This is a genomic window from Pseudolabrys sp. FHR47 (genome assembly GCF_005153485.1).
Classification (GTDB): Bacteria; Pseudomonadota; Alphaproteobacteria; order Rhizobiales; family Xanthobacteraceae; genus Pseudolabrys.
The window spans coordinates 207,793-231,945 of sequence record NZ_CP039740.1; the positions used below are offsets into that span (position 1 = coordinate 207,793).

The following is a 24,153-nucleotide window of genomic DNA, read 5'->3' on the forward strand; positions in this document are numbered from 1 at the left end:
CTATGGCATCTGCTTCCAACGCCACCCACAGCAACCGCCTCGCCGCGGCTACGTCGCCTTATCTGCTGCAGCACCGGCACAATCCAGTCGACTGGTGGCAGTGGGGTCCTGACGCGCTCGCCGAGGCAAAGCGTTCGAACCGGCCGGTCCTGCTGTCGGTTGGCTACGCCGCCTGTCACTGGTGCCATGTGATGGCGCATGAGAGCTTCGAGGACGAAGCCACGGCGCGCGTGATGAACGAGCTGTTCGTCAACATCAAAGTCGACCGCGAAGAGCGGCCGGACATCGACCAGATCTACATGAATGCGCTGCATCTGCTTGGCGAGCAGGGCGGCTGGCCGCTGACCATGTTTCTCACGCCCGCCGGCGAGCCGGTGTGGGGCGGCACTTATTTTCCGAAGGAAGCCAAATTCGGCCGGCCGGCCTTCACCGACATTCTGCGCGAAGTGTCGCGGCTGTTCCGCGAGGAGCCGGCCAAGATCGAACAGAACCGCGCGGCGCTCTTGGCGCGGCTGGCCGACACGGCGCGGCCGGCGGGCAAGGTCACGATCGGGCTCAAGGAGCTCGACGGCGCGGCGCGGCAGCTCGGCAATGCCTTCGACAGCGTCCATGGCGGCCTGCGCGGCGCGCCGAAATTCCCGCAGGCGTCCTTGTTCGAGATGCTGTGGCGGGCAGGGGAGCGCAGCGGCGACGAGCGCTTTTTCGAGCTGTTCGACCTGACTCTGACCCGCATCGCCGAGGGCGGCATCTACGACCACCTCGGCGGCGGCTTTGCCCGCTACTCGGTCGACGAGCGCTGGCTGGTGCCGCATTTCGAGAAGATGCTCTACGACAACGCCCAGCTTCTTGCGCTTTATGCTGCAGCATGGACCCGCAGCAAAAACCTGCTCTACCGCGCCCGCGCGAGCGAGACAGTGGGCTGGCTTCAGCGAGAAATGACCAATGAATACAAAGCCTTCTGCTCATCCTTGGACGCCGATTCCGAGGGTGAGGAGGGCAAGTTCTATGTCTGGTCGCTAGCCGAAATCCGGGACATCCTGGGCCCGGATGCCGATTATTTTGCAGCGCAATATGACGTGACCGCCGAGGGCAACTTCGAAGGCCACAATATTCTCAACCGGCTCAAGCACTTACCGCGCACAACGGAGGACGATGCTGCGGGGGACCCGGACGAAGCCCGTCTGGCCATGTTGCGCGGTAAGTTATTGAACGAGCGTGAGAAACGGATCAGGCCCGGCCTCGACGACAAAATCCTGGCGGACTGGAACGGCCTGATGATCGCGGCGCTGGCGCAGAGTGCCACCGCTTTCGATGAGCCGGGTTGGCTCGTGATGGCGCGGCACGCCTTTGATTTCGTTGCAACTCACATGACCCGCAACGGACGGCTTGGCCATTCCTGGCGTGCCGGGCAGCTTCTGCTGCCGGGGCTGGCCTCCGATTACGCATGCATGGTCAAGGCGGCGCTGGCGCTCAACGAAGCGACTGGCGAGCGCGCCTATCTCGACCGCGCCGTCGCCTGGCAGCAGGCGCTCAATCGGCACTACGCCAATCCGGCCAATGGCGGCTATTTCCTCACCGCCGACGACGCCGAGGGTCTGATCGTGCGGCCGTCCGCGACCAGCGACGACGCCACACCGAACCCCAATGCCGTGACGGCGGAAAATCTGGTGCGGCTTGCGGTCCTCACCGGCGACGATCAATGGCGCACTCGCGCCGATGCGCTGCTTGAGGGCATTCTCGCCGGCGCGACGCAGAACCTGTTCGGCCATGTCGCCACGCTCAACGCACTCGATTTCCGCCTGTGCGCGGCTGAGATCGTCTGCACCGGGCCAGACGCCGAAAGCTTTGCGCGCGAGGCGCTCAAGCTGCCGCATCTCTCACGCATCGTGCTGCGCGCGCCATCGGCCGACGCGTTACCGCCGTCGCATCCGGCACGGGACAAGGTGGGGGCGGTGAACGGCAGCGCTGCGTTTGTCTGCGTCGGCGAGCGGTGTTCACTGCCGGTGACGGAGCCGGGGAAGATCGCCGAGGCGGTAAGGGGGATGAGCTGAGCCGTCGTCCCGGGCGGCTGAGCGCAGCGAAGGAGACCCCGGGACCCATAAGCCGCGCACTATCGAGAGCATACGGCGTATGGGTCCCCGCCTTCGCGGGGACGACGCGAAATCAGCCGGCCTTCTTCATCGCCTTGCGCTCGCCAAGCCACCCGCTCCACGGCTCCGGCGCAATCAAACCCTCGCTGATGCGCACCGGCCAGATGACATTGTTGGCATCCATGCGGCCGATGACCGACGGTTTGTGCAGATGCTGATTGTCCGGATCGAGCCGGACGTCGAAGCCCGACGGCGCGCGAATGGTGCGGCCGGCCAGTGCGCGGCGCACGGCCTGCGTCTCGGTGGTGCCGGCGGCCATCACCGCCTGAACCCAGAGATTGAAGCCGATCCAGGTCGCTTCCATCGGATCGTTGGTCAGCGCCTTGTCGTCGCCGGTGAAGCGGCGCCACTCGGCGATGAAATCGCGGTTCTCCGGCGTGTCCAGTGTCTGCAGATAATTCCACGCCACCATGTGACCGATCAGGTTGCGCTCGTGCAGCGCCGGCATCTCGGCTTCACCTAGTGACAGGCTCATCACCGGCAGAATATCGGCATCGAGACCTTGCCGCGCACGTTCGCGGAAAAAGTGAACGTTGGAGTCGCCCGACAAAGTCGCGATGATGGCGCCATCCTTGCCGCAGAACTTGCGGATGCGATAAACGGCGTCGCGCCATTTGGTCTCGTTGAACGGCGTATACATCTCATCGACCGCATCATCGCCGATATTGTGCGCGCCCTTGAGATAATTGCGAATGATGGCGTTGGTGGTGCGGGGATAGACGTAATCGGTTCCCACCAGGAAGAAACGGCGACGGCCGAGCCCGATGAGATGATCAACCGCGGGCAACGCCTGCTGCTGCGGCGTGGCGCCCGTATAGACGACATGAGCCGACTGCTCCTGCCCCTCGTACTGACTGGGATAGAATAGAAGGCCGTCATATTGCGCCAGCACCGGAAGCACCTGCTGACGCGAGGCCGAGGTCCAACAGCCGAAGATTGCCGCAGCCTTGTGATCGCGCAGCAGGCTTGTCGCCTGGTCGGCATAGGCTTTCACGTCCGAGCGCGGATCCATGATCGCGGCCTCGACCGGTCGGCCGAGCAGGCCGCCGGCCTCGTTGAGTTTCTCGATCAGCATCACCAGCATCTGCTGCAGCGGACGTTCGCTGGCGGTCAGCGTGCCGGATAGCGAATGCAGGATGCCGACCTTGATCGAGCCGTGGTCGAGATCGGAGAAATAGCGGGTGACCGACGCCGTCAGGGATTGAGCGCGGGTGATGAGGTCGGCGGCGGTCGAAAGAACGGCATCGCCGGCGTCGGCAACATCCGTAACGACGGCGCGGATGCTGGGCAGCGCCTCGTTCACGGTGACGGCGACCTTGCGGGCGTCGGTGCCGATGTGATCGAGCTTGGCGATCTGCTCTTCCATCAATCGCGTCACGTTCTCGTTGACCTTGCTCATGGCCGCGACGCTCTGATCGACCGCCACAATGGCTTCAGCGGCTTCGGTCACTGCGGCCTGGATGTCATGCACCTGCGTCGCGACTTCCTTGGTCGCCATTTCGGTTCGGCGCGACAGTTCCTTGACTTCGGCGGCGACCACCGCGAAACCGCGGCCGTATTCGCCGGCGCGAGCGGCCTCGATGGTGGCGTTGAGCGCCAGCAGGGACGTCTGCTGCGCGATCGCCTGGATGAGCTTGATCACCTGCTCGATGCGGGAAGCCGCGAGGCCGAGATTGCGCATGGTCTCGTCGGCGCGCGAAAGCTCTGTGACGGTCCGCGTCGTCGCGGCGCGAGCTTCATCGACCTGGCGAGACGACGTCACGGCCAGTGCTTGCACGTCACGCGCCGCGGCCGCAACGCCGGCGACTTCCTCCGCGGCAGTCGCCGCGGCGTCGGACGAATACATCACCTGCTGCGCCATCAGCCGATTGGTCTGCGCCAGTTCGTCGGCGGTGTCGCGAATGCGTTCGCCGGCCATGGTGAAGGCATTGACGACATCGTCGATGGCGCGGCGAAAATTCCCGGTGAAGAAATGACGGCCAGCATGGTGCAGGCGCGCTTCGGTTTCGCGGCGGCTCTGATCGACCGACAATGTGTCAGCCTCGATCAAGGCGGCGCGAATCCGGCTCGCCGTGTCGCCGAAATTCCGGATGGCCCCGTCGCCGATGCGCTCCGGCAGGCTGGTGTAGCGGTCACCGCCGGCAATGGCACCGATCGAGGTCGTGATCGCGGCGAGACGGCTTTCGGCAAAAGACCCGACGGCCAGTGCGCTGGCAAGTGCGGCGGCCAGCGCAATCCAGATAGAACCCGACAGATAGAACGCCCCGACCACTGCGGTGCAGACAATAAACACCGGCACCGCGATCCACAGGGCAGGCCGCGGAATTCGAAAACGGGCGGACATTCCAAGCTCAACGATGAGAGAATTTCGCCGATGAAACTCGCTCGAATATGGTTTCCAAATTCTTTCGCAGGTGCGGAAACACCGCATCAATTGTCAGCAAACGCGCTCAAGTTTTAGGCGCGACGGAATTCAGCGAGTCTTTCTTCCATCTTTCGCCGCCGGCCCTCTGATTCCGCTCCAGTCGAGCGCGGCAATCTCGTCCTTGATCCATTGCCGGAACGCCTCCGCGGCCGCCGACCGCTTCCGATTTTTCGGGCGGACCAGGTAAAACGCGCGGCTGGATTCCAGTGCGAGCGGAAACGGCATGACAAGGTGGCCGCTGCGCAAATCGTCGTACGCCAGCATGTCATAAGCCAGCAGCACACCGGCGCCCTCGCATGCCGCGTCGAGCGCATGATCGGCGCTGTTGAAACGCAGGCCACGCCGCACATCGACCTCGCCGACTCCGGCTGTCCTGAACCAGATGTTCCAGTCCGGCCGCGCAACAAGAGCCGGCAGCGACTCGTCGTGAATAAGCCGAACCCCAGCCAGATCGTCGGGTCCGCGGATCGGCCCGTGCTTTTCCAGCAGACGCGGGCTGCAGACCGGCACGAAGAAAAGTTCGCCCAGGCTGTCGCCTTCGAGCGCCGAATCCAGCTTCGGAGGCACCGCCATGTTGCGCACCGCCATGTCGATGCCGTCATTGACGAAATTGGCGTTGCTGGCGGTCGCTGAAATCCGGATGTCGAAGTCGGGATAGGCGGCGGCGAAACGATAAAGCCGCGGCACCAGCCATTTCGCGGTCAGGCCCGGCGACGTACTGAGAACAAGAACGCGCTCGTTCTGCGTCGTGTCGAACGATGCCACGGCGTCGCGGATATGGGCAAAGCCGGTTTGCAGTCCCGGATAGAGCTGCTTGCCGGCCGCCGTGAGCGCGACCGAACGCACGCGGCGTTCGAACAGCTTCACGCCCAGCATCTCCTCCAGTGCGCGGATCTGGTGGCTGAGAGCGCCGGGTGTGACGTTCAGCTCACCGGCGGCCTGGGTCAGGCTCAGGTGACGCGCCGCCGCCTCGAAGGCACGCAGCGCGGAAAGCGGGGGCATGGCCATGGGACAGGCACCTATACTTGAGATTACCTCAACTATCGCCTGAGACCTTATCCTTTGTCAGACTGATCTAACAGCGCGAATGTGGCTTTCGACAGTTGAGCTTTCCTCAACAAATCGAACCATGGAGGTCCACCATGACCATCGCCCGACCGCTCGGCTTTCAAATCATCGCAGTTCCGGCCGCCACCAGCCCGGCGCCGAAGCACAACCTGTTGCGCCGCCTGTACGACCGCCTGATCGAAACGCGCGAACACCGCGCCCAGCGCACCGTGGATGAGTACGTCGCGCGCCAGGGCGGCCGCCTGACCGACAGCATGGAGCGTGAAATCGGCGAACGCCTCTTCGATGGCGGCGTGAAGTTTCGTTCGTAGGAAAATGCCATCGCCTGTGCGGACCCCTCTCAACCGCACGCGCGTGAGGCCACCCGTAGTTCCCCTCCGGGTGGCCCAGAGATCGCTCGCATAACGCGAGCGGTCTCTTGTCTTTTCAAGCAGGGGCCCGCCGGCCACCCACGGACCGGCAAGCTTGCCGAACGAGTTAATAGTCTATGACCGGCTGGGCGGGCGAGCGTCCAGTGAAACTTCTCGTATTAGTCCTATCTATTTGTTATAATAAGATTTTTAGGCCGCTACGACGGCATATTATAAAATTTGTTGTACCTTACTTCTACAACCTGCGCATGTAAATCTTAACGGTATTTTTGGGCGCCGAATCCAACCCTCCCGCGTATGTCTGCCTCAGCACGCGCTGTGGTCGTTACAACGGAAGGCTGTATTCCATGTATGGCGCGAAACCGGTTTGGCTGCTGATTGCCCTCATGGCCGTGGCGACGGCCTTCGCTCTGAGCGCGGCCCGCCTGACGGTGGCGTGGACAAGCAACCTCACCTTGCCGGCCTTGTTGTGCGTGCTGTTTGGCCTTGGCCAATACTTCAGATACGGCCGGCAAAGACCGGACCTGCACGCGATATGCGACATCGCCCTGCAGATCGTGCTCGTCCTGCTGCTCGGCGCCCTGCTGACCTATGCCGCGACCGCCGCCAACTTTCCCTATCGCGACGCCGACCTGCACCGACTCGACCAGATCATGGGGCTGGACCGAACGGTCTATCTCGATCTCTTCCGCGCTCATCCGTGGCTGAATGACATCGTGGCCGTCGCCTATCTCACGCTGCTCCCGCAATTCGCCATCGTGCCGGTCATGCTGCTCGCTGCCGGAAAGACGACGCGGGCCCACAGTCTGCTCTTCGCCATCGGTATCGCGCTTCTGCTCACAAGCATGGTCGCGACATTCGTTCCGGCGGTCAGTGCCTTCTATTATCTCGACGTGGCGCCTTCCGGGCTCGCAGCGCTGTCGCTTGACTTCCAGGCCTTGTTGCGCACCATCGAGGCCCTGCGCTCCGGGGCCTTGCAGGCCATCAGGCTTGACGACCTCCAGGGCTTGATCACGTTCCCGAGCTTTCACACCGCCGGGGGCCTTCTTCTGGCGTGGGCGGCTTTCGCCGTTCCTTACGTCCGTTGGGTCGGACTCGGACTCAATGCCGCCCTCATTGCCGCGACGCCGGTCGTCGGGGCGCATTACTTCGTCGACCTGATGGGCGGTGCGGCTGTGGCCGCTGTTGCTATTCTCGCCGCGACCAAATTCTACCCTCGTGCAAGGACCGCCGCGCCATCACCGGGCGCATCCGATGAAGCGATGTCACCATCGGCGCACTAGCTGGTTGCGTGTGTGCCCTCGACTTTCCGGCCGTGGCTGCCACGGATGACCTCGCCGGTTGTCCGTTGCAGCTCGTCGCGCAGAAACATATGCGCCGGATCGCTCTGGAAGCGCTGATGCCAAACCATGTACATTGGCAGGTCGGTGATGCCGTCTCTGAGCGGGATGGCAACATGTGCGAACGGCTTCATCATGCCGGCGCGCAGGAGGCTCGGCACCGAGGCCAGCAGCTCCGTGCCGTGCAGAAATGCAGGCACACCATAGAAACTCGGCACCTGGATCGCGATGTCGCGCGCGATCTTCTTCGCCGCCAGCCGCCGGTCGAACTCCAGCCGTTCGTTGTCGGGATAGACCACGGTGACATGCCGCGCCTTGAAATAAGCCGCGGCATTTCGGGGCGCGGCGCGTTTTGCGGCATCGTAGAAGCAGACATAGCGGTCGCGAAACAACAGACGCTGAAACACGTCGGTCGCGACAGGCGGCCGCGGCGTGATCAGGAGATCGCAGCGACCCTCGCGCAGCATCTCGCCGCTCGGCAGGCCCGACGGGATGACGCGCAGATCCGATATGCGCGGTCTGTGCCGACACCGCGCCCAGCAAGGGCGGCAGCAGTAGATCGCCGGCTGAAAGTCCGTTGGCCGCGACCGTCAGCGACAACCGTGCCGTTTTCGGGTTAAAGGCCGCGCCTGGGCGAAGACCTTCATGCGTCGAGCAGGTCATGGTGCGCGGCCGCCAGCGAATGGCGTTGCCGCGGTAGCGACAATGCCGCGGCCGGATTTGACGAAAGCGGATCGGCGACGATGGCCCGCAGGCTTGTTCAGGCCGTGGCTGACCGCCGATTGCGTCACCCCGAGCCGGGCCGCCGCCCGCGGGACTGAACCCTCTCCAGCACGGCCAGGAACCAGTCGCAGGCTTATGGCCATCCAGGCGAGATAATGTCGATTTTGCTCATGTACTTCATGATAATCGTTCTATTTATGCGCTATCGAAAATCGCTCATTCTGCTCCGAAGTCGGCGGCTTCAACCAGCCGCCGTTTTTTATGGCGAGCAGCTCAGGGAAAACCCGATGAACATACAGGACAGGACATTTCACAGCCGACGAGCGGTATCGGTGCATCCCGCAGCACCAGCCGCTCGAATTCTTCTCGCGCGATCGCGCGATGCAGCCGCCGGCCTATCAGCCGATCTACAAGACCTCGGTAGCGCGATCGCCGCGCCGCGCGCTCTTGTCGCTCGACCAGTCGCTCGGCGAGATCACCGGCCCGGTGTTCGGCCACAACGACATCGGCATGCTGGATAACGACCTGATCCGCAACTACGCCAAGTCGGGCGATCCGATCGGCGAGCGCATCATCGTGCACGGCCGCGTGCTTGACGAATGCGGCCGCCCGGTGCCGCGCACTCTGGTCGAGTTCTGGCAGGCCAATGCCTCAGGCCGCTACCGGCACAAGAAGGACACGTATCTCGCGCCGATCGATCCGAACTTCGGCGGCTGCGGCCGCACCCTCACCGACGAGAACGGCTACTATTACTTCCGCACGGTGAAGCCGGGCCCGTATCCGTGGCGCAACTATGTCAATTCATGGCGGCCGGCGCACATCCACTTCTCGATCTTTGGCACCGGATTCATCCAGCGTTTGATCACGCAGATGTATTTCGAGGGCGATCCGCTCATCAAGACCTGCCCGATCGTCAATGTCGTGCCCGACAAGGAGGCCATCGACCGGCTGATCGCACCGCTCGATATCAACGCCGCGGTGCCCGACGATTGTCTCACCTATCGCTTCGACATCGTGCTGCGCGGCCGCCGCTCCACCTTGTTCGAGAACCGGCTGGAGGGAAACTGAACATGCCGCAACAGATCGCTTACCTCAAAGAAACTGCGTCGCAGACGGCGGGGCCCTACGTCCATATCGGCCTCATTCCGCATATGGCCGGCTTCGACATTTTCCAGAACAACTTCGGCGGCGTGCTCGCCGGCGCCGATACGCCGGGCGAACCGATCGCCATCGAAGGCCGTGTCATCGACGGCACCGGCTCGCTGGTGCGCGACGCATTGCTGGAAATCTGGCAGGCCGACGCCAACGGCCACTATGCCCATCCCGCCGACAAGCGGGACGCCGCGGCGGGCTTCCGCGGCTGGGGCCGCACCGGCACCGATTTCGACAGCGGCGTCTATCGCTTCGACACCGTCAAACCCGGCCGTACGCCGTGGCGGAACGGCAAGATCTCGGCGCCGCACATCAATGTCTGGGTCGTCGCCCGCGGCATCAATATCGGCTTGCAGACGCGGATATACTTCTCCGACGAAGAAGCCGCCAATGCCGACGATCCGGTTCTCAAGGCCATCGAGCACAAGAGCCGGGTGCCGACCTTGATCGCTACAAAGCAGGACAAGCCCGGCAAGGCGACCTACACCTTCGATATCGTCCTTCAGGGCGATAACGAGACGGTGTTCTTCGATATCTGAAGATCCTTGCGCGGCGACAAGGTCGCGGCAGGCGGCGTGAGCACCCGCACCGCCTGCCAGGCCACCGCGGCAAAAGCCGGCATCAGCACGAACGGCCCGATGGCGAGGCCGGTACCGCTAGCCAGACTCGCTCCGAACAGCGGCAGCAGCAATACGCCACCCGCCGTCGTCAGGGCGATGCGCGGCCGGTCGGCCATTTCCTCATGCACCCACACCGCGACGAAGGCGCCAACCACCAGGTCGTAGTCCTGCAAATAGGGCGTGGCCAAAAAGGTACCGAGCACCAGCGCAGCGTATTTGAGCGGGCTAAGACAATCGCGCCGCCGCCACAGCAGGGCGACGCCAATCGCCGCCAAGAGAGCCACCCCTGCCTGAATGGCATAGGCCGTCGTGACATCGGCGCCGAGTCGCCGGACCGCGACGAAGACCGACATCATGCGGTGCCAAACGCCGGTGCCATCCTCGAGGATCAACGCGCGCAGCACGCCGATATTCGCCAGATAATCGGCCCACAACTCAATGCCGAACAGCATCACGCTTGCGGCGAACAACGCTGCAACTGTCGCTGCGGCGGCCGCAATCGTGCGCCAGTAACCGCCGGCAGCCAGTGCGATGGGCAACAGCAGCCCCATCTGCGGCTTGTAGGCGAGGCACCCGAACAGCACGCCCGACAGCAGCGGTCGCCGCTCCAGGTGCGTCAGTCCGCCACCCAGCAATGCCGCGGTCCAGGTCCCGTTCTGACCGCCGACGGCATTGAGGAAAATTGCGGGCGTCGCCAGGGCCAGCCACAGCCCTTGTGTCGGCGACGCCACGCGCAGCGCCGCGTAGAAAGCGCACCATCCCGACACGAGCCAGGCGAAGAGGCCCGGCACATAAGGGAGGGCGGCAAGCGGCGCTGTGAGAACGAGCAAAATCGGAGGATAGCTGTAGTGATAGAAATCGATCGGCGTGCCCGCGACGCCGGTCTCGAAAACATGAAAGGCATTCCAGTCATAAATCTCGGCCGCCCGCCCGTGAAAGGCGAGCCATGCGGCCGACCAGTAATTGATGAAATCGTCGCCGAACGGACGACCGGCTCGCGTCGCATCGAACAAGCGCGGTGCCATGAGATCGAAGAGATAGACAATCGATGCAATCGCACACCATGAAATCGCAATCGCACGCAAACGAGCTTGCACGGCAAATTCCCCGGCCGGGACATTGGCTTCTCATTCGCGAGAGGCCTTCGACCCGGTCGGGTGTATTTCTGACACATACTACCTACGATATTGTAACACTCTCAGGTTGCATTTAAACGATTGTTCCATTCAACGAGAAAAGGCCGGGTTTTAGACCCGGCCTTCGTAATTCTCGATAACGATCGGTGATGCTTGCCGCCGATCTTGTCGGCTTATGTATTCATGCTCTCGAAGAACTCGCCGTTGCTCTTCGTATTGCGCAGCTTGTCGAGCAGGAAGTCGATCGCATCCATCGTGCCCATCGGATTGAGGATACGGCGGAGCACATACATCTTCTTGAGCACGGCCGGTTCGACCAGCAGCTCTTCCTTGCGGGTGCCCGAGCGCGTGATGTCGATGGCAGGGAAGGTGCGCTTGTCCGCGACCTTGCGGTCGAGGATGAGTTCGGAGTTACCGGTGCCCTTGAACTCTTCGAAGATGACTTCATCCATGCGGCTGCCGGTATCGATCAGCGCCGTTGCGATGATGGTCAGCGAGCCGCCTTCCTCGATGTTACGCGCGGCACCAAAGAAGCGCTTCGGCCGCTGCAACGCGTTGGCGTCGACACCGCCGGTCAGCACCTTGCCGGATGACGGCACCACGGTGTTGTAGGCGCGGCCGAGGCGGGTGATCGAGTCGAGCAGGATGACGACGTCGCGGCCATGTTCGACCAGGCGCTTGGCCTTTTCGATGACCATTTCCGCCACAGCGACGTGGCGCGTCGCCGGTTCGTCGAAGGTCGAGGACACCACCTCGCCCTTCACCGAACGCTGCATGTCGGTGACTTCTTCCGGACGCTCGTCGATCAGCAGAACGATCAGATAGCATTCCGGGTGGTTCGCCGTGATGGCGTGGGCGATGTTCTGCAGCAGCACCGTCTTACCGGTGCGCGGCGGCGCCACGACCAGGGCACGCTGGCCCTTGCCGATCGGCGCAACGATGTCGATGACGCGGGCCGACAGATCCTTCTTGGTCGGATCGTCGTGTTCCATCTTCAGCCGCTCGTCGGGATAGAGCGGCGTCAGGTTGTCGAAATTGATCTTGTGGCGCGCCTTCTCCGGGTCTTCGAAATTGATCGTGTTGACCTTGAGCAGCGCGAAGTAGCGTTCGCCTTCCTTGGGCGAGCGAATCTGGCCTTCGACGGTATCACCGGTGCGCAGGCCGAAACGGCGGATCTGGGACGGCGAGACGTAGATATCGTCGGGGCCCGACAGGTAGTTCGATTCCGGCGATCGCAAAAAGCCGAAACCGTCTGAGAGAACCTCGACCACACCTTCGCCGATGATCTCGATTTCCTGCGTCGCGAGCTGCTTCAGGATCGCGAACATCAGCTCCTGCTTGCGCAGGGTGGAGGCGTTCTCGACCTGGTGCTCTTCGGCGAAGGCCAGAAGTTCGGCGGGGGTTTTGGACTTGAGGTCCTGGAGCTTCATTTCCCGCATGGGGGGTAGTTTCCTTGAAGGGGAAAACCGGGCTTGGTCTTTAAACCTTGGCCTTTGAAAATCGGGGCCAGCGCCGGCTAGACAGTGGGATTGAGTTCGCAGGTCTGGGAAGACGCGGGGCTTTTCAGGAGAAGGTCCTGGAGCCTGCGGCGGTTCCGAACGGCTCGGTTCCGGTACGCGACTTCATCCGCCTGCGTTCGGTGGGATGGCGCGAAGATAGGTGACGCGCGGTTTTGGCGCAAGAGGCGAGCTGCAACCACGGCTCCACGCCTCTCACTCGGTTAAGCAACCTAGAACGGCTTCACCACCACCATGATCACGATAAAGATCATGAGGATAGTTGGTACTTCATTGATAATACGAAAGAATTTGGCATTTTTGGTATTGCGGCCGGCGGCGAAATCCCGCGCCCAGCGCCCGAGCAGGCCGTGGACGGCGCTCATGATGACGACCGCCGTCAGCTTGGCGTGCAGCCAGCCGGCGGCAAGCCAGCCGCCCTCCAGCATCAGCGCGACGCCGGCGATCCAGGTCACCGCCATGGCTGGCGTCATGATGAAATGCAGCAGCCGATACTCCATGACCTCGAAAGTCCTGGCCTGCTGCGAGCCCGGCTCGGCGCCGACGTGATAGACGAACAGCCGCGGCAGATAGAGCATTCCCGCCATCCACGAGATGACGGCGATAATGTGCAGGGCTTTGATCCAGAGATACATGGGTGCACTAGACCCTCATCCTGAGGAGCGCTTCGCAGAAGCGCGTCACGAAGGATGAGGCCTCATGGTTCGAGACGCATCGCTGCGCGATGCTCCTCACCATGAGGGTCAAGGTCAAGCCCGGCCGCGATCAGGCCCCCCGCACCCGTTTCAGCATCTGCTCGACATGCGCGATCGGCGTTTCCGGCAGAATGCCGTGGCCGAGATTGAAGATCAGCGGCCGGTCGGCCATCGTCAGCACATCCTCGACCTCGCGGTCGAGCGCCGCGCCACCGGCGAGCAGCGCCAACGGATCGACATTGCCCTGGATCGGCACCCGCGGCTGCAGGATGTCGTGCGCCAGACTGCGCGGGAACATCCAGTCGAGACCAATGGCATCAACGCCGGTGATTTCGACGTAAGGCAGCGCCATCGCACCCGCACCGCGCGGGAAACCAATAATCTTGGCGCCCGGCACCTGCGCGCGCACACCAGTCACGATGCGTTCCGTCGGCTCCATACACCAGCGATCGAACTGTTCTGGCGGCAGAATACCGGCCCAGGTATCGAAGATCTGCACACAGTCGGCGCCAGCCTTGAGCTGTGCCACCAGATACTCGATGGAGCCCTGCACGAGCCGATCGATGATGCGCTTGAAATTCTCCGGGTCGCGATAGGCAAATAACCGGGCAGGTCCCTGATCGGACGTTCCTTCACCAGCGACCATATAGGTCGCCACGGTCCAGGGCGCGCCGCAGAAGCCGATCAACGTCGTATTGTCAGGTAGACCTGCCTTGACCCGGCGAACCGTCTCATAGACCGGCGCCAGCACGTCGTGATCGACACGCTCGCGCAAACCGGACAGCGATGCCGCATCCTTCATCGGCTCGAGCTTCGGCCCTTCGCCGGCAAGAAATTCAACCTTGCGGCCCAAAGCCAACGGCATGACGAGAATATCGGAGAACAAAATCGCAGCGTCGAAGTTGAAACGACGGATCGGCTGCAAGGTGACTTCAGCCGCCAGTTCCGGATTGAAGCAGAGATCGAGGAAGACGCCTGCCTTCGCACGCACCTCGCGGTATTCCGGGAGATAGCGGCCTGCCTGACGCATCATCCAGACCGGCGGAATGTCCTGCGCATGCCCTTCCAGGACCTGCAGCAGGGGTTTTGTCCCCACGGGGTTCGCGCTCACCATGCTCTTCCTAAAGAATCCTTAAGATCTATTTGTAGTAGTAGTTGGTCTGTCAGTTTGACTCATGACTCGCAGTCAACACGCTGTCCACTGCCACGCCGGTCGTGATTCAGATTCCCTTGCTGTTCGTCGCAGCAGCATCCCCCGCCAAAAGCGCCTCGTACCGCCAATTTGGCGACTTATCCAATTCTGTCCCCAGACCGCTGTCCACATCCGGTCGTGTGCTTGTGCCCGGTCTGCTTTCGTTCGTCCCCGGACACGGCGGTGTGGACAAAAATTGACCTGTCCCGCCGTGCCCGCTTACATGCCCGCCGAAGGGGCCAATTCGTCCCCGGTAATCCACATTCTGCCCGGCCACCATACAGATGTCCGATACAGGCTATTTTCATTTGCATCTGGTGTCCGACGCGACCGGCGAAACGCTGATCACGGTCGCGCGCGCCGCGGCGGCCCAATATGCCAATGTGTCGCCGGTCGAGCACCTCTATCCGATGGTGCGGTCGAAAAAGCAGCTCGACCATTGCTTGGCGGAGATTACCGAATCGCCGGGCCTTGTCCTCTACACCCTGCTCGAGGAGGACCTGATCCAGCTCCTCGAGACCAAGTGCCGCGACCTCGGCCTGCCCTGCATGTCGGTGCTGGGCCCGATCCTGCGGCTGTTCCAGTCCTATCTCGGTGCCGAAACGATCCACCGCGCCGGCGCGCAGCACGTGCTCAACGCCGAGTACTTCAATCGCATCGACGCGCTCAACTACACGATGATGCATGACGACGGTCAGCACGTCGCCGGCCTCGAAGACGCCGATGTGGTGCTAATCGGCGTGTCGCGCACGTCTAAGACACCGACTTCGATCTATCTCGCCAACCGCGGCATCAAGACCGGCAACGTGCCACTGGTGCCAGGCGTGCCGGTGGCGCCGGAAGTCGAGAAACTGACGCGGCCTCTGGTGGTCGGACTTTATGCCAGTCCGGAGCGTATCGTGCAGATCCGCGAAAACCGCCTGCTCGGCCTCAAGGCGCACCGCGACGACGATCGCTACATCGACAAGGCCGCGGTCGCCGAGGAGGTCGCGTATTCACGACGGCTTTGCACCAAGCATGGCTGGCCGCTGATCGACGTCACCCGGCGCTCGATCGAGGAAACCGCGGCCGCTGTCGTCAAGCTGCTCACCGAGCGGCGGCGGCAGCCGGTTTCGATGTAATTCGTCCGACGAAAGTAAAATCATGCCTCTCTGGTTAGGCCAGCAGCCTTTGGTCCTCGCGTCGAAGAGCGATATCCGCGGCAAGCTTCTTGCCGCGGCTGGCCTGCGCTTCGGTATCCGCGCGGCACAGATCGACGAACGCGCGGTCGAAGCCGAGGCGAAAGTCAGCGATGCCATTGCCGCGGCGCGGCTTCTGGCGCGAGCCAAAGCCATGGCGGTAGCGGCGCAAATGCCGGGCCATATCGTGCTCGGTGCCGATCAGACCCTGGCTCATGGGTCCGTACGTCTGACCAAGCCGGTCAATCGCGAAGACGCGGCCTCGCAGTTGCGTGCGCTGCGCGGCCAGACCCATGAATTGCATTCGGGTGTCGCGGTGGTGCGCGACGGCGAGGTGCTGTTCGACCTTGTCGATACGGCGCGGCTGACGATGCGCGATTTCTCCGATCGCTTTCTTGAAGACTATCTCGACATGACCGGAGATGTCGCGATGACCAGCGTCGGCGGCTATCAGCTCGAAGGCATCGGCATTCATCTTTTCGAACGTGTCGAAGGCGACTACTTCACCATTCTCGGCCTGCCGCTTCTGCCGCTGCTGAAGTTCCTGCGCGAGGGCGGTTATGTCGATGGTTGAGGCATGAGCGACATGTTTATCCTCGGCCTCACCGGCTCGATCGGCATGGGCAAGACGGCGACCGCGAAGATGTTCGCCGAGGAAGGCGTACCGGTGCAGGACGCCGATGCCGCGGTGCACACGCTCTATGAAGGCAAGGCGGTGCCGCTGATCGAGGCAGCTTTTCCCGGTACGACGGCGGACGGCAAGGTCGATCGCGTCAAGCTGGGCACGATGGTGATCGGCAAGCCCGAGGCGATGGCAAAGTTGGAAAAAATCGTGCATCCGCTGGTGGCGCAGGAACGCGACGACTTTCTTGCCGGTGCCGAAAAGGCTGGGGCGGATCTCGTGGTGCTCGATATTCCGCTGCTTTACGAGACCGGCAGCGACATCAATTGCGACGCGGTGGTGGTGGTATCGGCGCCGGCCGAAATACAGCGCGAGCGCGTTCTGGCCCGGCCCGGCATGACCGAGGAGCGCTTTGCCGCGATTCTGGCCAAGCAGATGCCCGACGCGGACAAGCGGGCGCGGGCCGATTTCATCGTGGATACGTCGCAGGGCTTCGACGCAGCAAGGCGGCAGGTGCGTGAAATTCTGGCCGAAGTGCGTAAGATGGCGAATCAAGAATAAAACGGCTGTCCATGCGCGAAATCGTTCTCGATACCGAAACCACCGGCCTCGATCCGAACCAGGGCCATCGCCTGGTCGAGCTCGGCTGCGTCGAGTTGCTCAACCGCATTCCAACCGGGCAGACGTTCCACGTCTACGTCAATCCCGAGCGCGACATGCCGATGGAGGCCTTCAACGTCCATGGCCTGTCGGCGGAGTTCCTGAGCGGGCATCGCAAGTTCGCAGAGATCGTCGACGACTTCCTCGCCTTCATCGGCGACGACACGCCACTGGTGATCCATAACGCCGAGTTCGATCACAAATTCCTCTGCGCCGAACTCAAGCTGGTTAAGCGCACGCTGATCGCGCGCGAGCGGCTGGTCGATACGTTGGCGCTGGCGCGGCGCAAGCACTCCGCCGGGCCGTACAATCTCGATGCGCTGTGTGGACGCTACGGCATCGACAATTCGCGCCGCACCAAGCACGGCGCCCTGCTCGATGCCGAGATTCTGGCCGAGGTCTATCTGGAATTGCTCGGCGGCCGTCAGGCCTCGCTCGGCCTTGCGGAAAGCGTCTCGCCAAGTGTGTTTGCGGTTGGCGGCGCGGCGTCGGCGCGCACGCGGCCGGCACCGCTGACGCCGCGCCTGACCGAAGCCGAACTCGCGGCGCACCGCGAATTCGTCGGCACGCTCGGCGAAGAAGCCGTCTGGCGAAAATATCTCTGAGCGGTCAGTTGCCGGCCGGCGCCTGCTGTCCGGCGAGCTGCTCCATCTTCTGACGATAGAGCGCGACGAAGTCGACCGGGTCGAGCAGGAGCGGCGGGAAGCCACCATTGCGAACGGTGGTCGCGATGATCTCGCGCGCGAACGGGAACAGAAGCCGCGGGCACTCGATCAGCACAACGGCGTTCAGGCTTTCCTGCGGCACGTTGCGGATGCGGAACACGCCGCCGAAGGCGAGATCGAAGCTGAACAGAAGGCTGCCGGCGTTCTCGGCCTTGCCCGAGAGATGCAGCACGACCTCTATGTCCGTGTCGGAGACCGGCGCGGCGTTGACGTTGATCTGGATGCCGATCTGCGGCTGCTGACCGGTGACGAGCGACTTCGGCGCGTTCGGATTCTCGAACGAAAAATCCTTGATGTACTGCGCCACCACATTGAGCTGCGGCACTTGATCGGCGGTGAATTCTTCGGCCTGGCCGCCATTCGTCGTCGTCATCGAAGTTCCCTCTGTTTTCGCGGCGGTTGGCTAACACGCTCCCCGCGGGCGAACAAGGATGCCGGCCCTGATTGGCGCGCGGCAACAAGGCCCGCCTCCGAGCATCGTAAATACGCCCGTCAGCGCTCGGCGCCATCGCGCTCCCGGTCGGGCAGCCGGGGGTCGTCGACCCGGCGCCACTGCTCGGGTTCGAGATCGACCACGCCATGGGGTGCCGTTGGGCTGCGGCCAACCGCCGCCCCACTCAAACTGCGCCACAGTGGTACCAGCAAGACCAGCAGCCCGATGACGCCCGTGATCAGTCCGGGAACCGCTAGCAGAAGCCCGCCAAGCAGGGTCAGCCCGCCCGTGCCGTCGGCACTCAGGGCTGAGAATTCCTGTCGACCAAAGCCGTCGCGCATGGCCACGCGGACCCGCTGCACATGGTTGCCGCCGGCGCGGCGCAATATCACACCGCCGGCGAGCGACAGTCCGATCAGCAGGGCCAGCGCCGTCACGAAGCCCCAGGCCGCGGCGACGGCGATAAACACCGCCAGTTCGGCCAGCGGCAATGCCAGAAGGCCAAGCACCAGCCATTTTGCCACATTCATCTGTATTCCTCTGATCGGCCGACGATATTGGCGTTCTCGCCCCTATCGTTTATGGTCCGACAGGTCCAAAATGCGCCGCGAAATCGGCGCCAAAGCTCTGGATCGGCGCGTCCGCAGCCTTAGATAAGGCGGATACGCGATAACCGCTATTTCGCCACGCGGCCCCTTTTCAAGAAGCCGGAAGGCCGGACGTGAAACGCCTTCCGGGACGGTAGCCGAAAGAATGCAAGACGTGTTCGATATCTACACCATCATCTTTCTGGCGCTCGCGGTGTTCATTTTCCTGCGGCTGCGCAGCGTGCTCGGTCAGCGCACCGGCCGCGAACGGCCGCCCTACGATCCCTATGCCGCCCGCGAGCCGGTCCGTCCCGCGACTGACAACGTGGTCCAGATCCCCAACCGGGCGGCGGAAACTGCCCGCAAGCCCGATGAGGCGACCGAACAAGCCGCGCCGGCGGAGCGTTGGAAGGGCATTGCCGAGCCAGGCTCGCCCGTCGCCAACGGGCTCGACGCGGTGGCCGTGGCCGATCGCAGCTTCGACGCCAATCACTTCCTGACCGGCGCTCGCGCCGCTTACGAGATGATTGTCACCGCCTATGCCGAAGGCGACCGCCGCAGCTTGCGTAACCTGTTGTCGCGCGAGGTCTATGATGGCTTCGAGGCCGCCATCACCGATCGCGAGAAGCGCGGCGACGTCGTCGAAAGCCGATTCGTGTCGATCGACAAGGCGACCATCACCAATGCCGAGGTGCGCGGTCGCAGCGTTCAGCTCACCGTGCGCTTCCAGTCCAAGCTGGTGACAGCGACGCGCAACAAGGCCGGTGAGGTCATTGATGGCAACGCCGAAACGGTCACCGACGTCACCGATGTCTGGACCTTCGCGCGCGATGCTTCTTCGCGCGACCCGAACTGGAAACTGGTCGCGACCGAAGCCGGGCAATAACGGCATGCCGGGGGGCACGCTCGCATTTCACGTAAGAAGGTTTTCGGTCCGCCACGGACTGACGAGCATCATTGCCTGTCTGCTGATGGCGACCAGCGTCGCCGCCGCTAACGCCAATTCCAAACAGCAGACCGTGACCTTGCCCAAGGCCGCGGTTGAGCCGGTTGAATTTGCCGCACTCGCCGGCTGGGAAGACGACGATCATGCCGCAGCTTTTGCGTCCTTTCTGAAGAGCTGCGGCGCCATCCGTCACGGCACGCCGAAGATGCGCAAGGCCAAGCCGATTTATGGTGGTCTCTACACGGCCTGCACGAAGGCGCTCACGCTCGGCCGGCTCGATCGCGACAAGGCCCGTGCCTTTTTCGAAGAAGAATTCAAAGCCTATCGCGTCGCCGCCACCGGCCAGGGCGAAGGTTTCTTTACCGGCTATTATGAATCCGAAGTCCTCGGCTCGCGCACACGCACCGACGAATACAAGGTGCCGATCTACACGGCGCCGCTCCAGGCCATCAAAGCGAAGCTGAGCAAGGTGTTTGCGCATCTCGATCGCACAAAGATCGAAGAAGGTGCGCTCGCCGGCAAGGGTCTCGAAATCTGCTGGGTGAAAAATCCGATCGATCTTTTCTTCGCGCAGATCCAGGGCTCGACGCGGGTGCGCCTCGACGACGGCAAGACCATGCGGCTCAACTACATCGCCAGCAACGGCCATCCGTATACGCCGGTCGGGCGTGACCTGATCGATCGCGGCATCATCGCCAAGGAAGACATGTCGATGGATCGCATCCGTGACTGGATGGAAGCCAATCCGGAAGAGGGCCGGGAGCTGCGGCGCAAGAACCGCTCTTTCGTGTTCTTCCAGGAGCAGCCGCTTGCCGAACACGAGGAATGTATCGGCGCGCAAGGCGTCCCGCTGACACCGATGCGCTCGGTTGCGGTCGACAAGTCGCTGCATGTCTACGGCACGCCGGTCTGGATCGACGCCGAACTGCCGATCGCGAATGAGAAGCCCGAGACGCCGCTGCGTCAGCTGATGATTGCGCAGGATACCGGCTCGGCCATTCTTGGTCCCGCGCGCGCGGATATTTATTTCGGTTTCGGCAACGACGTCGGCAGCATCGCCGGCCGCGTGAAGCAGTTCGGCCGCTTCGTGATGCTGGTCCCGCTCGAGGTAACGCTGGTCGGCTCCGGCGCGCTCGCCAGGGAAGTGCCGCTGCCCAAGCCGCGACGGAGCGCGGTTGTTGCCGACGTCGCTTCGCGGCCGTGACAGGCCTGCATCATGAGCCGCGATGGCAGGCGCCGCATTTTGACTTACGAAGAGCGGGTGCTGTGGTCGGCCGTGACGCAGAGTATGAAGCCGCTGCGGCCTGAAGAAGCGCAAAGCGAACCTGAGCCGGCCGCGCTGGTAGTGCCGCCGGCTGCGTCCAAATCCAAATCAAAGCCTATACCCCAGCATCCGGAAACGCTGATCGCGCCGGCGCCGCCAAAACCCGCGCCGATCGCGCCGCCTTTGTCACGCCGCGCCAGGCGTAACGTGGCGCGCGGCAGGCACGAGATCGATGCGCGGCTCGATCTGCACGGATTGACGCAAAGCGAGGCGCATCACGCGCTGTTGCGGTTCCTGCGCACGGCGAGTGCGCGTGATGCGCGTCTGGTGCTGGTGATCACCGGCAAAGGCAAAGCCGGGAGCCATGAGGAGGGCAGGGAGCGTGGCGTGTTGCGGCGGCAGGTGCCGCAATGGCTGTCGTTGCCCGAGTTTCGGGATTATGTTGTCGGCTTCGAGGATGCGCATATCGCGCATGGCGGCGAAGGCGCGCTTTATGTCCGGGTGCGGCGCGCCCGGGATTGACCGAAACCAGGTCAAGGAGACCGAACATGGCCAAGCGCAAGAAGAAGCTGAAGACCAGGACGAGCAAGAAGAAAGTCGCCAAAGTGGCAAAGACCGCGAAGCGGTCGTCGCCAAAGAAGACCAAGAGAACTGCGAAGAAAGTCGTCAAGAAGGCGGTCAGGAAAACGAAGAAGAAGCCTGTCGCCAAAGCGCCGTCGCCACGAAGGACGGCAAAGAAGGCGATGATCGAGCGCGAGCTGGAAGAAGGATTGATCGAAACCTTCCCGGCATCCGATCCGGTGGCGCTGACGGATCCGACGACAACCATCAAGGAATAAGCACGGAGCGCGATGTCGTTGCCTTTCTGGCGCGAACGGTCCGGCCGCGCGGCCTCGCTTTGCGGCGAGTGCGCGGCAGGGTCGTTTCGGTGAGCCGTCCGAGCAGCCGCGACGCCACGATCCAAATCTCGAGGACGTCGGCCTCGACCTCCTGACGCTGGAGGATGGCACCCCCGAACGCTTCACCTTTCCCGCGTTTCCGCATCTCGCCAAATCCCCCTTGTAATTGGCTGCACTCATCAATCTACAACCATGAGTATAGGAGGCGACACATTACATGTGTCAAGAAAATTTTATAGTTTCTTTGACACAACCTCAGGGCGGTCGGGTTCTGCCGAGAGCGAGATCACTTCCAGTGTGCCGATCGTTTCACCCAGGCGCAGCGGAAAGGGAGTGGGACCGGCGTTGAACAGAACGAAGCGCACCGGCCCCTTGAAGCCGGGTTCGATGTGCAGGGCGCCCGACAGGATGACACAGCCGTCGGTCAGCCTGGGGACGGCGCCGAAGCGGCCGAGATAGTCGTAGGGCAACTCGACGATCTCCGCGGTGGTCGCCCGCAGGGCGCAACCCGGCTTGAGACTGATATGCTTTTTGTGCGCAAGATCGACCTTGTCTCCCCCCACGACGATGTCATCGCCGAGCGTGAGGTCGATCGACGCTGTGCGCAAATGGCCGACCGCAAAAGGCTCAATGGCAATGACGCCTTTCCGCACCGCGCGGGCAATCTCGTGATTGACCAGGGGGGCGGCGGCGCCTCCTCGCCGGGGCGGGCGGCTTTCGCCGAACCATTCGCCGAGCCAGTAGTCCGAGCTGTGCCCGGTCAGGCGGCCGAGCTTGCCGGCCATGGCCCGCGAGATTGGCTGGCGGCCGTTGACGATGTTGTTGACCGACTGCCGTGACACGCCGGTCGCCTTGCTGACTGCCACCTGATCGAGGCCGAGGCGTTTAAGCACGGCCCTGAGATGCGCGCCCGGCGAGGCGCGCTCTGTCGTCGAATGGGTGTCTCTCTTGCCCCGGCTGCCCGCGGCCATGGCTTAAGCTCCGCTTGAATATTTATTCCTAACCGGTACCCGTAAAAGTCCGGTGGTACCGCAACCGTTAATTGTAGCGATAAATTAAAGACATGGCACAGCCACCCGCCGACCCATGGGATCGCGGGCAGGTTAAACGGCTGCGCGCGAGCTACAGGATGAAACGGGACAGGTCGGCGTTCTTGGCCAGGTCGCCGATGTGCTTGTCGACATAGGCGGCATCGATGCGGACGGTTTCGCCGGCGCGGTCGGTGGCGGCAAAGGAAATGTCGTCGAGAATGCGTTCCATCACGGTCTGCAAGCGCCGCGCGCCGATGTTCTCGATCGAGGCATTCACCGAAACCGCGACATCGGCGATCGCGTCGATGGCGTCTTCGGAGAAATCGAGCGTCACGCCTTCGGTGCCGAGCAGCGCGACATACTGCTTGATCAGCGATGCCTCCGGCTCGGTGAGGATGCGGCGGAAGTCGTCGCGCGTCAGCGCCTTCAATTCGACGCGGATTGGCAGCCGGCCCTGCAGCTCGGGCAGCAGGTCCGACGGCTTGGAAATATGGAAGGCGCCCGAGGCGATGAACAGGATGTGGTCGGTCTTCACCGGGCCGTGCTTGGTGTTGACCGTGGTGCCTTCGATCAGCGGCAGCAGGTCGCGCTGCACGCCCTCGCGTGACACGTCGGCGCCGCCGCGGCGTTCGCTGCCGGCGATCTTGTCGATCTCGTCGAGGAACACGATACCGTTCTGCTCGACGGCGCGGACCGCTTCCTGCACGAGCTGATCGTTGTCCAGCAGCTTGTCGCTTTCCTCGTTGAGCAGGATCGGATGCGACTCTTCCACGGTGACGCGCCGCGTCTTGGTGCGGCCGCCGCCGAGTTTGCCGAAAATATCGCCGATATTGATGGCACCCATCTGCGCGCCCGGCATGCCCGGAATTTCGAACATCGGCATGCCCTGGGCGCCGGCCTGCAGCTCGATCTCTATTTCCTTGTCGTTCAATTCGCCGGCGCGCAGCTTGCGGCGGAAGCTCTCGCGTGTGGATGGCCCCGAACCGGGGCCGACCAGCGCATCGAGCACGCGCTCTTCCGCGGCCTGTTCGGCGCGGACCTGGACGTCCTTGCGTTTTTTGTCGCGCGTTAGCGTGATCGCAATCTCGACGAGGTCACGGATGATCTGCTCGACGTCGCGGCCGACATAGCCGACTTCGGTGAACTTGGTGGCTTCCACTTTGAGGAATGGCGCGCCGGCGAGCTTGGCGAGGCGCCGCGAAATCTCGGTCTTGCCGACGCCGGTCGGTCCGATCATCAGGATGTTCTTCGGCAGCACTTCCTCGCGCAATTTCTCGTCGAGCTGCTGGCGGCGCCAGCGGTTGCGCAGCGCGATGGCCACGGCGCGTTTGGCGTCGTGCTGGCCGACGATGAAGCGGTCTAGTTCGGAAACGATTTCGCGGGGAGAGAAGTCGGTCATGGTGCCATTCACTCACTTTG

The 24,153-nt window shown here is 63.0% G+C and carries 25 protein-coding genes; 13 read left to right on the forward strand and 12 right to left on the reverse strand.

Going from position 1 to position 24,153, the window contains the following annotated elements:
• Positions 1 to 2 precede the first annotated feature (2 nt).
• Entirely contained in the window at positions 3 to 2,051 is a 2,049-nt protein-coding gene (locus E8Q40_RS01010) for a thioredoxin domain-containing protein (protein WP_137042636.1), read from the forward strand.
• Between the two features lie 112 nt (positions 2,052 to 2,163).
• Here the strand turns inward: E8Q40_RS01010 and E8Q40_RS01015 are convergent, their stop codons facing one another.
• Together E8Q40_RS01015 and gcvA are read right to left on the reverse strand one after the other, a co-directional pair.
• A complete protein-coding gene (locus E8Q40_RS01015; protein WP_168197709.1) occupies positions 2,164 to 4,494 on the reverse strand; it encodes a transporter substrate-binding protein in 2,331 nt (776 codons plus the stop codon).
• 129 nt (positions 4,495 to 4,623) lie between these two features.
• A complete protein-coding gene (gene gcvA / locus E8Q40_RS01020) occupies positions 4,624 to 5,583 on the reverse strand; it encodes a transcriptional regulator GcvA (protein ID WP_137042638.1) in 960 nt (319 codons plus the stop codon).
• Between the two features lie 134 nt (positions 5,584 to 5,717).
• Between gcvA and E8Q40_RS01025 the strand changes: the two genes are divergently transcribed.
• Complete coding sequence (locus tag E8Q40_RS01025; RefSeq protein WP_137042639.1) at positions 5,718 to 5,954, forward strand: hypothetical protein; 237 nt, start codon at positions 5,718 to 5,720, stop codon at positions 5,952 to 5,954.
• A gap of 329 nt (positions 5,955 to 6,283) precedes the next feature.
• A complete protein-coding gene (locus E8Q40_RS01030; RefSeq protein WP_137042640.1) occupies positions 6,284 to 7,297 on the forward strand; it encodes a phosphatase PAP2 family protein in 1,014 nt (337 codons plus the stop codon).
• On the opposite strand, the gene E8Q40_RS22150 is transcribed toward E8Q40_RS01030, so the two are convergent.
• Together E8Q40_RS22150 and E8Q40_RS22155 are read right to left on the reverse strand one after the other, a co-directional pair.
• The gene (locus E8Q40_RS22150) at positions 7,294 to 7,821 is read right to left on the reverse strand and encodes a LysR substrate-binding domain-containing protein (protein WP_246662971.1); all 528 of its coding nucleotides are present in this window, start codon (positions 7,819 to 7,821) and stop codon (positions 7,294 to 7,296) included. The genes E8Q40_RS01030 and E8Q40_RS22150 overlap by 4 nt on opposite strands.
• A 192-nt stretch (positions 7,822 to 8,013) precedes the next feature.
• Positions 8,014 to 8,220, reverse strand: a complete 207-nt coding sequence (locus tag E8Q40_RS22155; RefSeq protein WP_246662972.1) for a LysR family transcriptional regulator — start codon at positions 8,218 to 8,220, stop codon at positions 8,014 to 8,016.
• A 238-nt stretch (positions 8,221 to 8,458) separates the two neighbouring features.
• On the opposite strand from E8Q40_RS22155, the gene pcaH reads away from it, so the two are divergent.
• Positions 8,459 to 9,145 (forward strand): protocatechuate 3,4-dioxygenase subunit beta, encoded by a 687-nt coding sequence (pcaH, locus tag E8Q40_RS01040; protein ID WP_137042641.1) that lies wholly within the window; start codon positions 8,459 to 8,461, stop codon positions 9,143 to 9,145.
• A 2-nt stretch (positions 9,146 to 9,147) separates the two neighbouring features.
• On the forward strand, positions 9,148 to 9,768 hold the full coding sequence (gene pcaG, locus E8Q40_RS01045) for a protocatechuate 3,4-dioxygenase subunit alpha (RefSeq protein WP_137042642.1): 621 nt from the start codon (positions 9,148 to 9,150) through the stop codon (positions 9,766 to 9,768).
• Here the strand turns inward: pcaG and E8Q40_RS01050 are convergent.
• From E8Q40_RS01050 to hemE, 4 genes are all read right to left on the reverse strand, one after another.
• On the reverse strand, positions 9,732 to 10,946 hold the full coding sequence (locus E8Q40_RS01050; protein ID WP_137042643.1) for a glycosyltransferase family 87 protein: 1,215 nt from the start codon (positions 10,944 to 10,946) through the stop codon (positions 9,732 to 9,734). The two genes, pcaG and E8Q40_RS01050, sit on opposite strands and share 37 nt — an antisense overlap.
• Before the next feature lie 212 nt (positions 10,947 to 11,158).
• Entirely contained in the window at positions 11,159 to 12,424 is a 1,266-nt protein-coding gene (gene rho / locus E8Q40_RS01055; RefSeq protein ID WP_137042644.1) for a transcription termination factor Rho, read from the reverse strand.
• A gap of 290 nt (positions 12,425 to 12,714) precedes the next feature.
• On the reverse strand, positions 12,715 to 13,137 hold the full coding sequence (gene hemJ, locus E8Q40_RS01060; RefSeq protein WP_137042645.1) for a protoporphyrinogen oxidase HemJ: 423 nt from the start codon (positions 13,135 to 13,137) through the stop codon (positions 12,715 to 12,717).
• 130 nt (positions 13,138 to 13,267) lie between these two features.
• The gene (hemE, locus tag E8Q40_RS01065) at positions 13,268 to 14,311 is read right to left on the reverse strand and encodes a uroporphyrinogen decarboxylase (protein ID WP_137042646.1); all 1,044 of its coding nucleotides are present in this window, start codon (positions 14,309 to 14,311) and stop codon (positions 13,268 to 13,270) included.
• A 362-nt stretch (positions 14,312 to 14,673) separates the two neighbouring features.
• On the opposite strand from hemE, the gene E8Q40_RS01070 reads away from it, so the two are divergent.
• From E8Q40_RS01070 to dnaQ, 4 genes are read left to right on the forward strand one after another with little or no spacing between them, the layout of a single operon-like run.
• The gene (locus E8Q40_RS01070; protein WP_137042647.1) at positions 14,674 to 15,510 is read left to right on the forward strand and encodes a pyruvate, water dikinase regulatory protein; all 837 of its coding nucleotides are present in this window, start codon (positions 14,674 to 14,676) and stop codon (positions 15,508 to 15,510) included.
• 22 nt (positions 15,511 to 15,532) lie between these two features.
• Positions 15,533 to 16,141, forward strand: coding sequence for a Maf family protein (locus tag E8Q40_RS01075; protein ID WP_137042648.1), 609 nt, complete (start codon positions 15,533 to 15,535; stop codon positions 16,139 to 16,141).
• 12 nt (positions 16,142 to 16,153) lie between these two features.
• Positions 16,154 to 16,750 carry a dephospho-CoA kinase gene (coaE, locus tag E8Q40_RS01080; protein ID WP_137046526.1) on the forward strand — a complete coding sequence of 199 codons (597 nt, stop codon included), beginning with the start codon at positions 16,154 to 16,156 and terminating at the stop codon, positions 16,748 to 16,750.
• A gap of 11 nt (positions 16,751 to 16,761) precedes the next feature.
• Positions 16,762 to 17,454, forward strand: a complete 693-nt coding sequence (gene dnaQ, locus E8Q40_RS01085) for a DNA polymerase III subunit epsilon (protein WP_137042649.1) — start codon at positions 16,762 to 16,764, stop codon at positions 17,452 to 17,454.
• Positions 17,455 to 17,458: 4 nt separating this feature from the next.
• Here the strand turns inward: dnaQ and secB are convergent, their stop codons facing one another.
• Both secB and E8Q40_RS01095 read right to left on the reverse strand, forming a co-directional pair.
• Complete coding sequence (secB, locus tag E8Q40_RS01090; protein WP_137042650.1) at positions 17,459 to 17,947, reverse strand: protein-export chaperone SecB; 489 nt, start codon at positions 17,945 to 17,947, stop codon at positions 17,459 to 17,461.
• Positions 17,948 to 18,066: 119 nt separating this feature from the next.
• Positions 18,067 to 18,537: an FxsA family protein gene (locus E8Q40_RS01095; protein WP_137042651.1), complete on the reverse strand. Its 471-nt coding sequence runs from the start codon at positions 18,535 to 18,537 to the stop codon at positions 18,067 to 18,069.
• Between the two features lie 223 nt (positions 18,538 to 18,760).
• On the opposite strand from E8Q40_RS01095, the gene E8Q40_RS01100 reads away from it, so the two are divergent.
• The 4 genes from E8Q40_RS01100 (at position 18,761) to E8Q40_RS01115 (ending at position 21,643) form a co-directional block, all read left to right on the forward strand.
• Positions 18,761 to 19,480 (forward strand): Tim44/TimA family putative adaptor protein, encoded by a 720-nt coding sequence (locus E8Q40_RS01100; RefSeq protein ID WP_137042652.1) that lies wholly within the window; start codon positions 18,761 to 18,763, stop codon positions 19,478 to 19,480.
• 85 nt (positions 19,481 to 19,565) lie between these two features.
• On the forward strand, positions 19,566 to 20,744 hold the full coding sequence (locus E8Q40_RS01105) for a murein transglycosylase A (RefSeq protein ID WP_137042653.1): 1,179 nt from the start codon (positions 19,566 to 19,568) through the stop codon (positions 20,742 to 20,744).
• Positions 20,745 to 20,756: 12 nt separating this feature from the next.
• A complete protein-coding gene (locus E8Q40_RS01110) occupies positions 20,757 to 21,326 on the forward strand; it encodes a Smr/MutS family protein (RefSeq protein ID WP_137042654.1) in 570 nt (189 codons plus the stop codon).
• A 26-nt stretch (positions 21,327 to 21,352) separates the two neighbouring features.
• Positions 21,353 to 21,643, forward strand: coding sequence for a hypothetical protein (locus E8Q40_RS01115; RefSeq protein ID WP_137042655.1), 291 nt, complete (start codon positions 21,353 to 21,355; stop codon positions 21,641 to 21,643).
• 293 nt (positions 21,644 to 21,936) lie between these two features.
• Here the strand turns inward: E8Q40_RS01115 and E8Q40_RS01120 are convergent, their stop codons facing one another.
• Together E8Q40_RS01120 and hslU are read right to left on the reverse strand one after the other, a co-directional pair.
• Positions 21,937 to 22,674 carry a helix-turn-helix domain-containing protein gene (locus E8Q40_RS01120; protein ID WP_137042656.1) on the reverse strand — a complete coding sequence of 246 codons (738 nt, stop codon included), beginning with the start codon at positions 22,672 to 22,674 and terminating at the stop codon, positions 21,937 to 21,939.
• Positions 22,675 to 22,825: 151 nt separating this feature from the next.
• Positions 22,826 to 24,133, reverse strand: a complete 1,308-nt coding sequence (gene hslU / locus E8Q40_RS01125; protein ID WP_137042657.1) for an ATP-dependent protease ATPase subunit HslU — start codon at positions 24,131 to 24,133, stop codon at positions 22,826 to 22,828.
• Between the last annotated feature and the right edge of the window lie 20 nt (positions 24,134 to 24,153).